This is a genomic window from Phenylobacterium sp., from assembly GCF_013822795.1.
Taxonomy (GTDB): Bacteria; Pseudomonadota; Alphaproteobacteria; order Caulobacterales; family Caulobacteraceae; genus Phenylobacterium.
The window spans coordinates 84,817-97,543 of sequence record NZ_PNLB01000016.1; the positions used below are offsets into that span (position 1 = coordinate 84,817).

Genomic DNA, 12,727 nt, shown 5'->3' on the forward strand with positions numbered 1-12,727 from the left:
CCGCCGCCCCTTACTCCGGCCGGGCGTAGCGCTGGCTGACCTTGCGCAAGCCGGCGAGGATCGCCTGGGTGCCGGCCGCGTCCGCCGCGCCCTCGGTCTGCAGCAATAGGCGGCAGGCGCGCAGGTGGACCGCCACGGCGTTGCCGTCCCAGCGTTGCTGGCTCTTCAGATAATCGAGCAGATCCGACAGGCTGATCAGCGCCGTGTCGATCGCCGCCAGGCCGCAGACGCTCGGCACACCGATCGGCTTGGCGACGATGTCGTAGAGCTCGGCGGTCAGCGCCGGGTCGTAGTCGGCGCCGGCCCGCGCCGCGCTGGCTTCGGCGTGGTCGAGCATGGTGGTCAACTCGCCGAGGCATTCGTTCTTCAGGCTGGCGAGGCCCGCGCCGGCGCGTTGCACGGCCTCGGCGACCGGCAAGCCGCCCGGCGTGCGCAAGAGCTTCGCCAGCTTGACCGGCGGAGTATGGATCCGAACTGAGCTCATAGTTCCACCCGTCTTGTCTTCATCAGGCTGTCGATGACTTCCTGATCCATGTTGGGGCTTTGGGCTTCGCCGATGTCGCCTTGCAGGTCGTCGCGGCGGCGTCCGGTGACGCCCGACGGTACGCCTTCGTTCTTGAAGCGGCGGTCGGGGCCTACGTAGGTGTCGCACTCCACGAACCGGCGGCCCTCGCGCGCGATCCAGATGATGCGCTCGAGCACGGCGATCGGGGTCAACGGCTTGGCCATGATGAAATGCGCGCCGCAGTCGCGCGCCTTCTGCACCGCGTGGCTGGGTGTGTGGCCGGAGGTCAGCAGCACCGGCGCATAGCAGTTCGGTTCGATCCGGCTCGACCGCAGCCACTTGACGAAGTCATAGCCCTCGCCCGCCGCGCCCATGGCGTCGCAGACGATCAGGTCGACCTCCGTCTTGGCGATCGCCTCCTTGGCTTCCTCGACCTTTTCGCAGCGGTGCAGCGTCTTGACCCCGAAGCCGGTGAGAATCTGCACGAGGATGCTCATGCCCATAGGGGACTCATCGAGCACCAGCACCGAAGCGCGCTCGAGATTGAAGCGGGCGCGGGATTCGGGACTAAGACCCATACTGTTTCCGGGCGGCGAAACGACTGCTCCGACCCTACGGCGAGCAGGGTTAATAAGTGTTTCCAGGTTCAACGGTGCGGCGAGCCGCCACACGTCTAAGGCCGCAAGTAGATCGGGTTCCCCAGCAGGATCAGCTTGCCGTCGGGGGCGAGCACGTCGATCCGCAGCCAGCGGGCCGCGCCGTCGGCTGTGAGGTCGAACGCGAGCGTCTGGTCGCCCGAGCCGATCGACAGATCCCCCGGCGTCGCCAGCGTTGCGGCGTCGCCCGCCAGTCGAACGCGACCGCCCGCGGCGCCCGCCACGTGGACCTCGACCGCAATCTTGCCCCCAGCCGGCGCGGCGAGGGTGTCGCCCATCTGCGCCACGTCCGTCCCGCTGCGGGCGCTGACCTCCAGCAGCCGGTCGGCGGTTCCGGCGACGTCGATGAAGACATGCCCGCGCCGGATCGCCCCGAGGATCTCAGCCTGGCTCAGCTGCGATGCCCAGACCACGGTGGTCGGCACGCCGATGGCCGGCGCCTTGCGCGGATCGAGCCCGGCGTCGTGGTTGTCCGAGCCACCGACGGCGGTGATCCGACGCCCTTCATTGAGCCGCGCCTCCCAGAAGGCGAGCCCGGACAGAGGGCCTTCGGCGAAGCCGCCGTTGACCACTTCGATCGCCTGGACGGCGGAATAGTCCGTATCCGGAGCAGTCCAGCCGCACCCCATGCAGAACTCGCCGGATGGCAGGCCGGGGTGATTGATCGAGAAGAGCCCGCCGGCCTTCGCCGCCTGCGCCTGAATGTCCGCGATGCGAGGCGCGCGGGGACCGCCCAGCTGAAAGTCGATGTCGGCGGTCGGCCCGAAGACGTTGGCATGGCCGTGAAAGGTCGTGATCTCGCGGCCGGCCAGGATCAGCAGGTCGTCGTAGTAGGGCGCGAGCTCGCGCAGCGCGTCGAAGTGCGAGGTCGTGTTGTGATCGGTGACCGCCACGAAATCGAGCCCCCGCGTCGCGGCCGCCTCAAGGGTCTTGAACACCGGGCACGGGACCCTCGCCCCCTTGCGCGACAGACACGCGCCGTCGCTGTGCGCGGTGTGCATGTGCAGATCCCCGCGCCACCAGCGCTCGGCCCCAGGCCCCGCCGCCGCCGACAGCTCGGCCGGCGGCGCGCCGGCGCGATCGAACCACAGCCGAGCGACATACTCGGCGCGGGCGTCCTTGCGGATGTTCGGCGCCCCGAGGATCAGCCTCCAGGTCCCCGGCTTGATCGACCCGGCGAGGTACGACGGCGTGGCGTCGGTCGCCGAGAGGGTGAAGCGGTCCTTGTTCCCGCCGCTCCAGCCACGCAAGCGCTCGGGATCGCGGAGTCCAAGGTCGATGACCGACTTCTGCTCCTGGCCGGTGTAGACGAACTCGATAGTCAGGCGCTCGGTCCCCGGCGGCACCATGAACGGAACCTCGACATAGGTCTGGTGCGCCGCTGCAGTCAGCGTCCCGCTCAGCGTCTGGTCCGGCGCACGCGCTGGTTGGGCCTGCGCCGCCGTCGCCAGCGCCATCGCCATCGCCAAGCCCGCCCAGGCGCGCAGCTGCAGGGTCCATCTCATCGGATTCCGGCATAGCACGCGCAAATTTACGACCGATCGTGCGTTTTTCGTTGCCGTTGCGGCGCCCTGTCCATATTTACGACGTAAGCAACATCAAACGGAGACGGGTATGGAAACGAGCCTGCAACTGCGCTCACTGGTGAAGTCGAGCGGCGAACTGGAACTGTCCCTGGCGCGCGTGCCGGTGCCGCAACCCGCCGGCGACGAGGTGCTGGTCCGTATCGAAGGCGCCCCGATCAACCCCTCTGACCTCGGCCTTCTGCTCGGCCCGGTCGACGTCGCCGCCGCCAAGGTCACCGGCTCGGGCGACGACACCGTCGTCACCTTCCCGGTGCCGCAACAGTTCCTGCGCGCGCTGAAGGCGCGGCTCGACGACTCGATGCCGGTCGGCAATGAAGGCGCGGGCGTGGTCGTCGCGGCCGGCGACGCGCCGGAGGCGCAGGCCCTGCTCGGCAAGACCGTCGCCATCCTCGGCGGCGCCACCTACGCCCAACACCGCATCGCCAAGGCCGGCGACGTGCTCGTGCTACCGGCGGACGCCACCCCGGCTGACGGCGCCTCGTGCTTCGTCAACCCGCTGACCGCGCTGAGCATGGTGGAAGTCATGCGCCGCGAGGGCCACACCGCCCTCATCCACACCGCCGCAGCCTCGAACCTCGGCCAGATGCTGAACAAGATCTGCATCAAGGACGGCGTGGCCCTGGTCAACATCGTCCGCAGCCAGGAGCAGGCCGACCTGCTGCGCGGCATCGGCGCCAAGTACGTGGTCGACTCGACTGCGCCCGACTTCATCGACGCCCTGACCGACGCCATCGACGAGACCGGCGCGACGCTGGCCTTCGACGCCATCGGCGGCGGCAAGCTGGCCTCGCAGATCCTCTCGGCCATGGAGGTCGCGGCCAACCGCAAGGCGACCGTCTACAGCCGCTACGGCTCGTCGACCTACAAGCAGGTCTACATCTATGGCGGCCTGGACACGCGCCCGACCGAACTGGCCCGCAACTTCGGCCTGTCCTGGGGCGTCAACGGCTGGCTGCTCACGCCCTTCCTGGTGAAGATCGGCGCCGACGCCGCCAAGCTGCGCGCCCGCGTGGCGGCCGAACTGAAGACCACCTTCGCCAGCCACTACACCGCCGAGCTGTCGCTGGCGGAGGTGCTGCAGCCGGAAACCATCGCCGCCTACGCCCGCAAGGCGACCGGCGAGAAGTACCTGATCAACCCGAACAAGGGCGTCTGACGCAAAAAAAATGCTGCACCCACGCCTTGCAGCATGGGTGCAGCATGAACTGCGGTAAGTCGCTGTTTCAACAGCCTTTCCTGACCCGGGAAAGGCTGTTTCTTTGACCGCTACTTTTCGTTCGTGAAGATCACCGTCCCGGAGGAGGCGAACATGCCGCCGACGCCGTGGGCGACACTGATCTTGGCGCCTTCGATCTGGGCCGCGGCGGTGCCGCGCATCTGCCGCACGCTCTCCTGCAGGGCGTACATGCCGTACATCCCCGAGTGCATGTAGGAGAGGCCCCCGCCGTTGGTGTTCAGCGGCAGCTTGCCGCCGATGGCGGTGTTGCGCTCCCTGATAAAGTCCTTGGCTTCGCCCGGCTTCACGAAGCCGAGGTCTTCCAGGCCATAGAGCGGCAGGTGGGCGAAGGCGTCGTAGATCATCAGGTGATCGACGTCGGAGTGCTTGATGCCGGCGTCTTCGAACGCCTTGGCGCCCGAGATCTTGAACGCCGTCGACGAGGTGAAGTCGTACATCTGCGAAACCATCGGGGTCTCGACGCTTTCACCCGTGCCGAGCACGTAGACCGGCTTGTTCGGGAAGTCCTTGGCCCGATCGGCGCTGGTCAGGATCAGCGCGCCGCCGCCGTCGGTGACCAGGCAGCACATCAGCATGCGGTACGGCCAGGCGATCATCGGCGAGTTCAGCACGTCGTCGACGGTGATCGGATCCTTGAAGCTGGCGCGCGGGTTCTTGGCGGCCCATTCGCGCTGGATGACTGCGACCGTGGCCAGGTCTTCCTCGGTGACGCCGTAGGTCTTCATGTAGCGAAGCACCGGCACCGTGAACATGGTCGGCGGACCGACCGGGCCGAACGGCATCTCGAACTGGCCCATCAGGCTGGACGGCGCGCGGCCGAAGCCGCCGGCGCCGACGCGCGAGCGGCCCGACTCGCCGTGGGTGATCAGGATGGTCTTGGCGTGGCCGGCGGCGATCGCCGCCGCCGCATGGCGCACGTGCAGCATGAACGAGCAGCCGCCGACCGAGGTGCCGTCAGCATAGGTCGGCTTGATGCCGAGATAGTGGGCGAGCTCGACCGGGCTGATGCCGGCGGTGGCGACACCGTCGATATCGGCCGGCGTCAGGCCGGCATCGGCCATGGCGTTCAGCGCCGCATCGGCATGCAGGCCGATCACGGACACGTCCGGAATCTTGCCCATCTTCGTGGTTTCCGCGGCCCCGACGACCGCGACGGAATTCTTTTGCATGGTCTTGGAGCCCTTACGACTTGGCCGGCTGGAAGAAGGGCAGCGAGATGGTGTCGCTGAACTTTTCGAAAACGACCTCGAGCGGCATGTCGAGGACCAGGGCTTCGGGCGTCTGCGGGCAGCCGACGATGTTGGTCATCATGGTCGGGCCTTCTTCGAGCTTCACCACCGCGATGGCGTAGGGCTCGGTCCCCATGTCGGGGCGGGGACGATGGTTGATCACGTAGGACCACAGCACGGCCTTGCCGCTGGCCTTGAAGACCTCGACGTCGCGCGAGCCGGTCTTCGGACAGAACGGGCGCGGCGGGAAATAGGCTTCGCCGGTGGCCTTGTTGCGTTGCAGGAGCAGTTCGCCCCGGGCGGCCCCATCCCAGAAATGCTGGGTCTCGGGCGTGGGTTCAGGCAAGATTCTCGCCATCTTGAAATTCGTCCCCAATCAAAATTCGACGTTTGGAAATTGGCCCGCCTCACGACGGGCGCGGCAGAAAAGCCCGATACGACCGCGTTGTCGATGCTGACGCTAAGGGAAACTTCGATGTCCGATCCTTTCGACCTCGCCCGTTTCCTCGAGGCCCAGGAGCCGGTGATCGCTGTCGCCCGCGCAGAGCTGGCGGTCGGGCGCAAGCGATCGCACTGGATGTGGTTCGTGTTTCCGCAGATCGCTGGCCTGGGATCGAGCGCCATGGCCCAGCGCTACGCCATCGGCTCAGCCGCGGAGGCGCGCGCCTATCTCGACCACCCCGTGCTCGGCTCGCGGCTGCGCGACCTGACCGAACTAGCCAGCGAGGCGCCCGGCTTGGCGCGCGATGTGTTCGGCCCGCCAGACGACCTCAAGTTCCGATCCAGCATGACTCTGTTCAACGCCGTCGCGCCGAACGAGACGTCATTCCGCACCGCGCTCGCCCGCTTCTTCGGCGGCGAGCGCGACGACCTCACCCTGCAGATCCTGGAAAGGCTTGCTGAAACGCCGCCAGGCCCGGGGCGCTGAACGCCACCACCCGCGTTCCGTCGAGACGCCGCGCCCAACCGCGATCGTAGATCGTCTGCAGCAGCGCCTTGCCCAGCGCACCGCCCATGTGATTGCGCCGCTCGCTCCAGTCCAGGCAGGCGCGGCACAGCGGCCGGCGGCCGCGCGCCAGCGCTTCCGGATCGACGCCGAAGCTGCGGAAGTAGCCGGCGCCCTCCGGGCTGAGGCTCAGCGAACCGGCCCGATCCTCGACCAGTCCGCGCCCAACCAGACTGTCGAGCATGGCCACGCCGAGGCCGCCCGCCAGGTGGTCGTAGCAGACCCGCGCCGCGCGCAGGGCGGGCTCGCGCGGGCCCGGCCGCGTTCGCAACGCCCCGGCGCCCGCCGCCAGCCCCGCGAGACTCTCCATCAGTTCGGCCACTTCCTCGCCGGCAAGCGCGTAGTAGGCGTGACGCCCCTGGCGGCGCGGCGTGACCAGGCCCCCCTGCGCCAGCTTAGCCAGATGCGAACTAGCGGTCTGCGGACTGACGCCGGCCTCGCGGGCCAGTTCGCCGGCCGTCAGGGCGCAACCGCCCATCAGCGCACTCATCATGTTGGCGCGGGCCGGGTCACCGATCAGGGCGGCGACCCGCGAGATGTCGGGGCCAAGTTTCATGGCGCGATCCTAGCTCAAAGCGAAACGACCACCATTCGACGCGGATCGAAGCATTCGACGCCCCGGCCCGGCTACCAAAGCGGCCTCACCCACGAGGATGCCATGACCATCACTTGCGCCATTCGCTACGTCATCGATCCGTTCCAGCGAGAGGCCTTCGAGGCCTATGCCCGCGCCTGGACGACCATCATCCCCGCATGCGGCGGCGATCTGGTTGGCTACTGGCTCCCGCACGAGGGGACCGACAACATCGCCCAGGCGATGATCTCCCTGCCGAGCCTGGCCGCCTACGAGGCCTATCGCGCCCGACTGAAGACCGACCCGGCCGGCGCGGCGAACCTCGCCGCCGCCCGCGCGCAACGCTACGTCCTGTCTGAGCAGCGGACCTTCCTGACTCCGGTGACGCCATGATCGCGGTCATCTTCGAGGGGCTGCCCGCGCAGGGCCGCCAAGGCGACTATCTCGACCAGGCCGCCGCTCTGCGGCCGCTGCTGGACGGGCTAGACGGCTTTATTTCGATCGAGCGCTTCGAGAGCCTGTCGACGCCCGGCAAGGTGTTGGCCTTGTCCTTCTGGCGCGACGAGGCGGCGGTCGTCGCCTGGCGCGAGAACGCCCGGCACCGCGCCGGCCAGGCGGCCGGACGCGGCGGCGTTTTCGCGGACTATCGCGTGCGGGTGGCCGAGGTCGTTCGCGACTACGGGCTGGAAGCCCGCGATCAAGCCCCCGCGCCCTAGACCGGCGACGACGCCAGTTTGCGACGCTCGGTCGAGGCGAGCAACTCGCTCCAGATCGCCGCCTGCAGCTCCGCGGCCCCGTTCGCCTCGGCCGCGGCCTGCAGCTCGATCAGCGCCGCCCGCAGGCTGTCGTTGCCGGCCTTCAGCGCCGACAGCCGTAAGTCGGCGTCATCGCCGGCCGCGAGGGCCGCGAAGTTCAACCCAACCTCCCCCGCCCGCGCCAACAGCGGCCGGATGGCGCGGTTCTCGGCCACCAGCCGGGCGGCCATGCCGTCCCAGACCTCGGCGGCGACGCCCAGCAGCGCCGCCGACAGGCCAAGCGCGCTGGCGCGATCGGCGGGATGAACGTCCGGCATCGCATTGCGGACGCTGAGTCCGGCGAGCTCGGCCAGGACGGCGGGAACAGGCGGGTTCATAGGCGTCCCATCACTTGCAGGGTGGCGCGGTCCTGGGCGTTCTGCAGCAGCCAGGGCGGATAGACCATGATCGGCTCGCGGTTGCCGCCGTCGATCCAGACGCGGGCCGAGGAGATCCAGATCGCCTGGCCCTTCACGCAGTTGAACAGCTCCCACCAGTGCAGCGCGGCGGGGTCGGCCTTGAGGCCGCTGGCGCGCTCCCAGATGGCGATCGCCTCCTCGCGCGGCAGCAGGCCGCCGGCCTTGCCCTGGCCGAACGACCAGACCGGATTGAAGCTCCAGCCAAGGTCCTCCAGCGGATCGCCCAGGTGGCACATTTCCCAGTCGAGGATGCCGTGAATGCCGCCGGCCTCGTCGTAGAGGAAGTTGCCGGTCCGGTAGTCGCCATGCACCACCGACAGCTTCTGGGCCGGCGGCGGCGGGTTGGCGCGCAGCCAGCGGATCGCCGCGCGGGTGATCGGCAGCGGCTCGGGCTCGTCGCGGTCGAGCAGACCCTCCCAGTAGCTGAGCTCGCGATCCCAGCAGGCGTCGGACGCGACCGGCGTCATCACCTGCGTCAGACCCAGCGGAACCGGATCGGCCTTGGCGATCTCACCCAGGATGGTCCACTTGCGCTGGCCCAGTTGGCCGAGGGTCGCCGCATAGGGCGGCCCGAACAACAGCATCGGCGAGGCCTGAAAGCCGGCGATCTCCTCAGCGATGAAGAACGGGTGGTCGAGGGCTCCGTCCTCTTCCTCCAGCCACAGCATCTCGGGCACCGGCACGGCGCTGCCGTGGAAGGCGCGATAGGCCTCGAACTCGATCCGCCGCTCGGTCTCGATCAGCGAGGCCGGCGGATCGCGACGCAGGATCAGCTTGCGCTCGCGCGCCGCGCCGTCCTCGTTCCACGACAGTCGAAAGCGGTAAGTCTCACGCGAAGCGCCGCCCGAGATACGCGACAGGTCTGCCACCGCCACATCGCGCGCACCTGGCATACGGGCGGCGATGTAGGCGGCCAGACGGGGTTCCAACGCCATACTTGAACTCAATGCATCTGGAAGCGGATCGGCAGTGTCTTGGGCCCGTTGACGAAAGTCGCGAGGCTCTGCTTGGGCTCACCATTCAGCTCGACGGACTTGATGCGCGGCAGCATCTCCTCCCAGAGGATCCGCATCTCCATCTTCGCCAGGTGCTGGCCCAGGCACAGGTGGGCGCCGTAGCCGAAGGCCAGATGCTTGTTGGGCTTGCGGTCGACCTTGAACGCCGCGGCGTCGTCGAACACCTCCTCGTCGCGGTTGCCCGAGGCGTAGCAGAGCATCATCCAGTCGTCCTTGGCGAGCTGGCGGCCAGCGAACTCGGTCGGCTCGGTGGCCGTGCGCATGAAGGTCTTCACCGGCGTGATCCAGCGGATGCTCTCGTCCACCAGACTGGGGATCAGCGACGGGTCGGCCTTCACCTTGGCGAACTCGCCCGGATTGGCCGCCAGGCCCCAGAGCGCGCCGGCGGTCGACGACGAGGTCGTGTCGTGCCCGGCGGTGGCGACGATCATGTAGTAGCTGATCGCCTCCAGCTCGGAGATCGGCTGGCCGTCGATGGTGGAATTGGCGATCACCGAGGCGACATCGTCGCGCGGATTGGCCCGGCGGTCGGCCGAGACCTTGTTGAAGTAGGTGTAGAAGTCGGCGATCACCCCGTCGCGCATGAGGGACTCGAAGTCCCGCTGCTGGCCGCCGTCGCGCGCCAGCTCCGGGTCGGTGGCGCCGAACAGCTCCTGCGTCAGGGTCAGCATCCGGGGCTCGTCCTCCTCCGGTACGCCCAGGATTTCCATGATCACGTGCAGCGGATAGCCCAGCGCAACGTCGCGGACGAAGTCGCATTCGCCGCCGGTCGCCGCCATCTTGTCGACCGCGCGACGGGCGATGCCGCGGATGCGGTCCTCCAGCCCCTTGATGTTGGTCGGCATGAACCAGGACTGGGTCAGGGCGCGGTACTTCGGGTGGTCCGGCGCGTCCATCTGCACCAGGCTGCGCACCAGATGCGGGCTGCCGCCCATCATCGCGCGCACGGCAGTGTCGGCGGCCTTGTTGGTGATCACCGTCGCCTTGTCGCCGTTGTGGAACAGCGCGTTCTGCCGGCTGATTTCCAAAATGTCGGCGTGCTTGGTCGCCACCCAGAACGGGTCGAAACCGTCGATCTCGGCCAGTCCGAAGGGGTTATTGGCGCGGAGCCAAGCATAGGTCTCATGAATACGGCCGTCCGCGTAGGCGGTGGGGTCGACCAAGTTGGCCGCGTATTCGTCGGGTATGCGCGCGTTGCTTGTGCTCATCTCTCCTGAGCGCTCGTTGCTGGTTTACGCCCCGTAACCTTACGTGGCGTCAGCAAAAAGCGTCCTCCCTTGTTTTGTTTTCTTTGTTCACTTGATAATGCCGCAGACGGCGACGTCGCAATACCGTCAATCGACAAAGACAAGATCGCCGCAGTTCAGATGTGTCTGGGAGGACGCCACCCATGCTGACCAAGGCCGACGATTTTCCGATCCACCAGACGCCCGAGCCGATCGCCTACGCCGGGACCGACCGGAATTTCTACGATCGCTACTTCTTCAACGGCTATCAGCCGGACGGGACCGAGTTCTTCGCCGTCGCCTTCGGGGTCTACCCGCAGCTGAACGTCGCCGACGCCCACTTCTCGGTGATCCGTGACGGGGTCGAGCACTGCCTGCACGCCTCCAAGGTCATCAACATGGAGCGGATGGACCTGGCCTGCGGGCCGATCTCGATCGAAGTGCTCGAGCCGCTGCAGAAGCTGAAGGTCACGGTCGCCCCGTCGAACGGCTTCGCGGCCGAGATCGTCTTCGACGGCCGCTCGTTCCCGATCGAGGAACCGCGCTTCATGCGCCGGATCGGACCGCGCGCCTTCATGGACTACACCCGGCTGACCCAGAACGTGCGCTGCACCGGCTGGATCGAGGTCGACGGCGTGCGCAGGCAACTGGCGGCTGGCTCGGTCGGCACCCGCGACCGCTCGTGGGGGATTCGGCCGATCGGCGCGCCTGATCCCCAGCCGCCGGTCCCGATGACCCTCGGCGGCTTCTTCTGGCAGTGGACGCCGCTGAATTTCGCCGACCGCAGCATCTTCTTCCACGTCAACGCCGACCCCGAGGGGCGCCCCTGGAACACCCGCGCGGTGATCGCCCCGGACGGCGCGGGCCACGACGGCTTCTACGAAACCGAAGCGCCGACGATGGACGAGGTGTCGCTGATCCCCGGCACCCGCCACGCCAGCACCGGAACCCTAAACGTGCCGCTGGCCCAGGGCTCGGCCTCCATCCGCTTCAAGCCGTTCCTGACCTTCCTGATGCGCGGCATCGGCTATGGCGCACCGAACTGGCGCCATGGGGGCTACAAGGGCGACCTGGTCGTCGAGCGCGAAGACATCGACCTGGCCGCCACCGACATGGGCAGCCCTGAGAACTGGCACATCCAGGCGCTCAGCCGCGTCACTCTGACCCTGCCGGGCGAGGCGCCAGTCGAGGGCATGGGCGTGTTCGAGCAGTTGGTCGCCGGGCCGTACCGGCCATACGGGCTCTAGTCGGCCCACCCCTCGTGTCATCCCGGTTTGCAAAGCAAGACCGGGATCCATGAACTCCGGTTCGGGAAGGATGCGGCTCCGCCGCGCCCGTCCTCAAGCGCTAGCGACAATGGGTCCCGGTCCTCGGCTGCGCCGAAACCGGGATAACACCCGCAGGCGCCCAACACCTGTTTGAACCAGCGCTTGCGTGCGGGGCCCCGCCCCTGCACACTCGCGTTCATTGAAGCTAGCCAGGCGCCATTTCGCGCGACTTTTGAAAGTTTGAGACTTTGACCGCTACCTCCCCCGCGGCGATTAAGGCCGCGCAGCCGGACGTCCTGTCGTCCGTGGACGCCCTGATCGAAGGTCTGGCCGGCGTCGGCTACATCGCCTCGCGACGCATCGCCACGGCCCTCTACATGGCCATTCACCTGCAAAAGCCGATCCTGGTCGAAGGTTCGGCCGGCGTGGGCAAGACCGAGCTGGCGCTGTCGACCGCCAAGCTGCTCGGCCAGCCGCTGATCCGCATGCAGTGCTACGAGGGGCTGGACGAGTCCAAGGCGCTGTACGAGTGGAAGTACGGCAAGCAACTGCTCTACACCCAGATCCTCAAGGACCGGATGGGCGCCGCGCTCTCCGACGCCCAGGACATGGACGCCGCCATGGAGCGCCTGCACGGCATCGGCGATCTGTTCTTCTCCGAGCCCTTCCTGGAACCGCGCCCGCTGATGAAGGCGCTGAAGGAAGACGACGGCTGCGTGTTGCTGATCGACGAGATCGACAAATCCGACGAAGCGTTCGAGGCCTTCCTGCTCGAAGTGCTGTCGGCCTACCAGGTCTCCATTCCGGAGCTCGGCGTCATCGAGGCCAAGACCCCGCCGCTGGTGTTCCTGACCTCGAACAACATCCGCGACCTGGGCGACGCCCTGAAGCGCCGCTGCCTGCACCTGCACATCCCGCTGCCCGACGCTGACCTGGAGCGCAAGATCGTCGCCAGCCGCGTGCCGGGCGTCGAGCAGACCCTGACGACCAGCCTGGTGGGCTTCGTCCAATCGCTGCGCACGCTCGACCTACGCAAGTCGCCGTCGATCTCCGAGACCGTCGACTGGGCCCGGGCATTGATCCTGCTGAACGCCGACAGCCTCAATCCCGAGATCGTCCGCGACACGCTGAACGTGCTCCTGAAGTTCGAGCCCGACATCGCCGCGGTGGAGCCGCAGATCTCCGAACTGCTCCGCCGCCCGGCGGCGTAA

The 12,727-nt window shown here is 67.7% G+C and carries 15 protein-coding genes; 6 read left to right on the plus strand and 9 right to left on the minus strand.

Features of this window, described 5'->3' with window-relative positions; genetic code table 11:
- Window positions 1-10: 10 nt before the first annotated feature.
- The 3 genes from C0481_RS15125 to C0481_RS15135 form a co-directional block, all read right to left on the minus strand.
- Complete coding sequence (locus C0481_RS15125; RefSeq protein ID WP_293405227.1) at window positions 11-484, minus strand: hypothetical protein; 474 nt, start codon at window positions 482-484, stop codon at window positions 11-13.
- Entirely contained in the window at window positions 481-1,083 is a 603-nt protein-coding gene (locus C0481_RS15130) for a response regulator (protein ID WP_293405229.1), read from the minus strand. Before C0481_RS15130 ends, C0481_RS15125 begins: the two co-directional genes overlap by 4 nt.
- Before the next feature lie 95 nt (window positions 1,084-1,178).
- A complete protein-coding gene (locus C0481_RS15135) occupies window positions 1,179-2,666 on the minus strand; it encodes a CehA/McbA family metallohydrolase (RefSeq protein ID WP_293405231.1) in 1,488 nt (495 codons plus the stop codon).
- Between the two features lie 109 nt (window positions 2,667-2,775).
- On the opposite strand from C0481_RS15135, the gene C0481_RS15140 reads away from it, so the two are divergent.
- Entirely contained in the window at window positions 2,776-3,903 is a 1,128-nt protein-coding gene (locus C0481_RS15140; protein ID WP_293405233.1) for a zinc-binding dehydrogenase, read from the plus strand.
- A gap of 110 nt (window positions 3,904-4,013) precedes the next feature.
- On the opposite strand, the gene C0481_RS15145 is transcribed toward C0481_RS15140, so the two are convergent.
- Both C0481_RS15145 and C0481_RS15150 read right to left on the minus strand, forming a co-directional pair.
- A complete protein-coding gene (locus C0481_RS15145; protein WP_293405235.1) occupies window positions 4,014-5,153 on the minus strand; it encodes a hypothetical protein in 1,140 nt (379 codons plus the stop codon).
- 13 nt (window positions 5,154-5,166) lie between these two features.
- Window positions 5,167-5,571, minus strand: coding sequence for an OB-fold domain-containing protein (locus C0481_RS15150; RefSeq protein ID WP_183771665.1), 405 nt, complete (start codon window positions 5,569-5,571; stop codon window positions 5,167-5,169).
- Window positions 5,572-5,688: 117 nt separating this feature from the next.
- On the opposite strand from C0481_RS15150, the gene C0481_RS15155 reads away from it, so the two are divergent.
- A complete protein-coding gene (locus tag C0481_RS15155; protein ID WP_293405241.1) occupies window positions 5,689-6,141 on the plus strand; it encodes a DUF1810 domain-containing protein in 453 nt (150 codons plus the stop codon).
- Here C0481_RS15155 and C0481_RS15160 read toward each other — a convergent pair.
- Window positions 6,086-6,775 (minus strand): winged helix-turn-helix domain-containing protein, encoded by a 690-nt coding sequence (locus C0481_RS15160; RefSeq protein ID WP_293405243.1) that lies wholly within the window; start codon window positions 6,773-6,775, stop codon window positions 6,086-6,088. The genes C0481_RS15155 and C0481_RS15160 overlap by 56 nt on opposite strands.
- Before the next feature lie 102 nt (window positions 6,776-6,877).
- On the opposite strand from C0481_RS15160, the gene C0481_RS15165 reads away from it, so the two are divergent.
- Together C0481_RS15165 and C0481_RS15170 are read left to right on the plus strand one after the other, a co-directional pair.
- Entirely contained in the window at window positions 6,878-7,186 is a 309-nt protein-coding gene (locus tag C0481_RS15165; protein WP_293405245.1) for an NIPSNAP family protein, read from the plus strand.
- A complete protein-coding gene (locus C0481_RS15170) occupies window positions 7,183-7,509 on the plus strand; it encodes an antibiotic biosynthesis monooxygenase (protein WP_293405247.1) in 327 nt (108 codons plus the stop codon). Before C0481_RS15165 ends, C0481_RS15170 begins: the two co-directional genes overlap by 4 nt.
- On the opposite strand, the gene C0481_RS15175 is transcribed toward C0481_RS15170, so the two are convergent.
- Genes C0481_RS15175 through C0481_RS15185 form a run of 3 tightly spaced genes read right to left on the minus strand, consistent with a single transcriptional unit; the run spans window position 7,506 to window position 10,230 of the window.
- Window positions 7,506-7,925, minus strand: a complete 420-nt coding sequence (locus C0481_RS15175; protein ID WP_293405249.1) for a hypothetical protein — start codon at window positions 7,923-7,925, stop codon at window positions 7,506-7,508. The two genes, C0481_RS15170 and C0481_RS15175, sit on opposite strands and share 4 nt — an antisense overlap.
- Entirely contained in the window at window positions 7,922-8,941 is a 1,020-nt protein-coding gene (locus C0481_RS15180) for a phosphotransferase family protein (protein ID WP_293405251.1), read from the minus strand. The genes C0481_RS15175 and C0481_RS15180 overlap by 4 nt, the downstream gene beginning before the upstream one ends.
- An 8-nt stretch (window positions 8,942-8,949) precedes the next feature.
- Window positions 8,950-10,230 carry a cytochrome P450 gene (locus tag C0481_RS15185; protein ID WP_293405253.1) on the minus strand — a complete coding sequence of 427 codons (1,281 nt, stop codon included), beginning with the start codon at window positions 10,228-10,230 and terminating at the stop codon, window positions 8,950-8,952.
- A gap of 182 nt (window positions 10,231-10,412) precedes the next feature.
- Here C0481_RS15185 and C0481_RS15190 point away from each other — a divergent pair, with 182 nt between their 5' ends.
- Window positions 10,413-11,495, plus strand: coding sequence for a hypothetical protein (locus C0481_RS15190; RefSeq protein WP_293405255.1), 1,083 nt, complete (start codon window positions 10,413-10,415; stop codon window positions 11,493-11,495).
- A gap of 269 nt (window positions 11,496-11,764) precedes the next feature.
- Complete coding sequence (locus C0481_RS15195; RefSeq protein WP_293405257.1) at window positions 11,765-12,727, plus strand: MoxR family ATPase; 963 nt, start codon at window positions 11,765-11,767, stop codon at window positions 12,725-12,727.

Bases quoted from the DNA above. Each gene is read 5' to 3' on its own strand.
- C0481_RS15125 (WP_293405227.1), bottom strand. From the start codon at position 484: ATGAGCTCAGTTCGGATCCATACTCCGCCGGTCAAGCTGGCGAAGCTC.
- C0481_RS15130 (WP_293405229.1), bottom strand. From the start codon at position 1,083: ATGGGTCTTAGTCCCGAATCCCGCGCCCGCTTCAATCTCGAGCGCGCT.
- C0481_RS15135 (WP_293405231.1), bottom strand. From the start codon at position 2,666: ATGAGATGGACCCTGCAGCTGCGCGCCTGGGCGGGCTTGGCGATGGCG.
- C0481_RS15140 (WP_293405233.1), top strand. From the start codon at position 2,776: ATGGAAACGAGCCTGCAACTGCGCTCACTGGTGAAGTCGAGCGGCGAA.
- C0481_RS15145 (WP_293405235.1), bottom strand. From the start codon at position 5,153: ATGCAAAAGAATTCCGTCGCGGTCGTCGGGGCCGCGGAAACCACGAAG.
- C0481_RS15150 (WP_183771665.1), bottom strand. From the start codon at position 5,571: ATGGCGAGAATCTTGCCTGAACCCACGCCCGAGACCCAGCATTTCTGG.
- C0481_RS15155 (WP_293405241.1), top strand. From the start codon at position 5,689: ATGTCCGATCCTTTCGACCTCGCCCGTTTCCTCGAGGCCCAGGAGCCG.
- C0481_RS15160 (WP_293405243.1), bottom strand. From the start codon at position 6,775: ATGAAACTTGGCCCCGACATCTCGCGGGTCGCCGCCCTGATCGGTGAC.
- C0481_RS15165 (WP_293405245.1), top strand. From the start codon at position 6,878: ATGACCATCACTTGCGCCATTCGCTACGTCATCGATCCGTTCCAGCGA.
- C0481_RS15170 (WP_293405247.1), top strand. From the start codon at position 7,183: ATGATCGCGGTCATCTTCGAGGGGCTGCCCGCGCAGGGCCGCCAAGGC.
- C0481_RS15175 (WP_293405249.1), bottom strand. From the start codon at position 7,925: ATGAACCCGCCTGTTCCCGCCGTCCTGGCCGAGCTCGCCGGACTCAGC.
- C0481_RS15180 (WP_293405251.1), bottom strand. From the start codon at position 8,941: ATGGCGTTGGAACCCCGTCTGGCCGCCTACATCGCCGCCCGTATGCCA.
- C0481_RS15185 (WP_293405253.1), bottom strand. From the start codon at position 10,230: ATGAGCACAAGCAACGCGCGCATACCCGACGAATACGCGGCCAACTTG.
- C0481_RS15190 (WP_293405255.1), top strand. From the start codon at position 10,413: ATGCTGACCAAGGCCGACGATTTTCCGATCCACCAGACGCCCGAGCCG.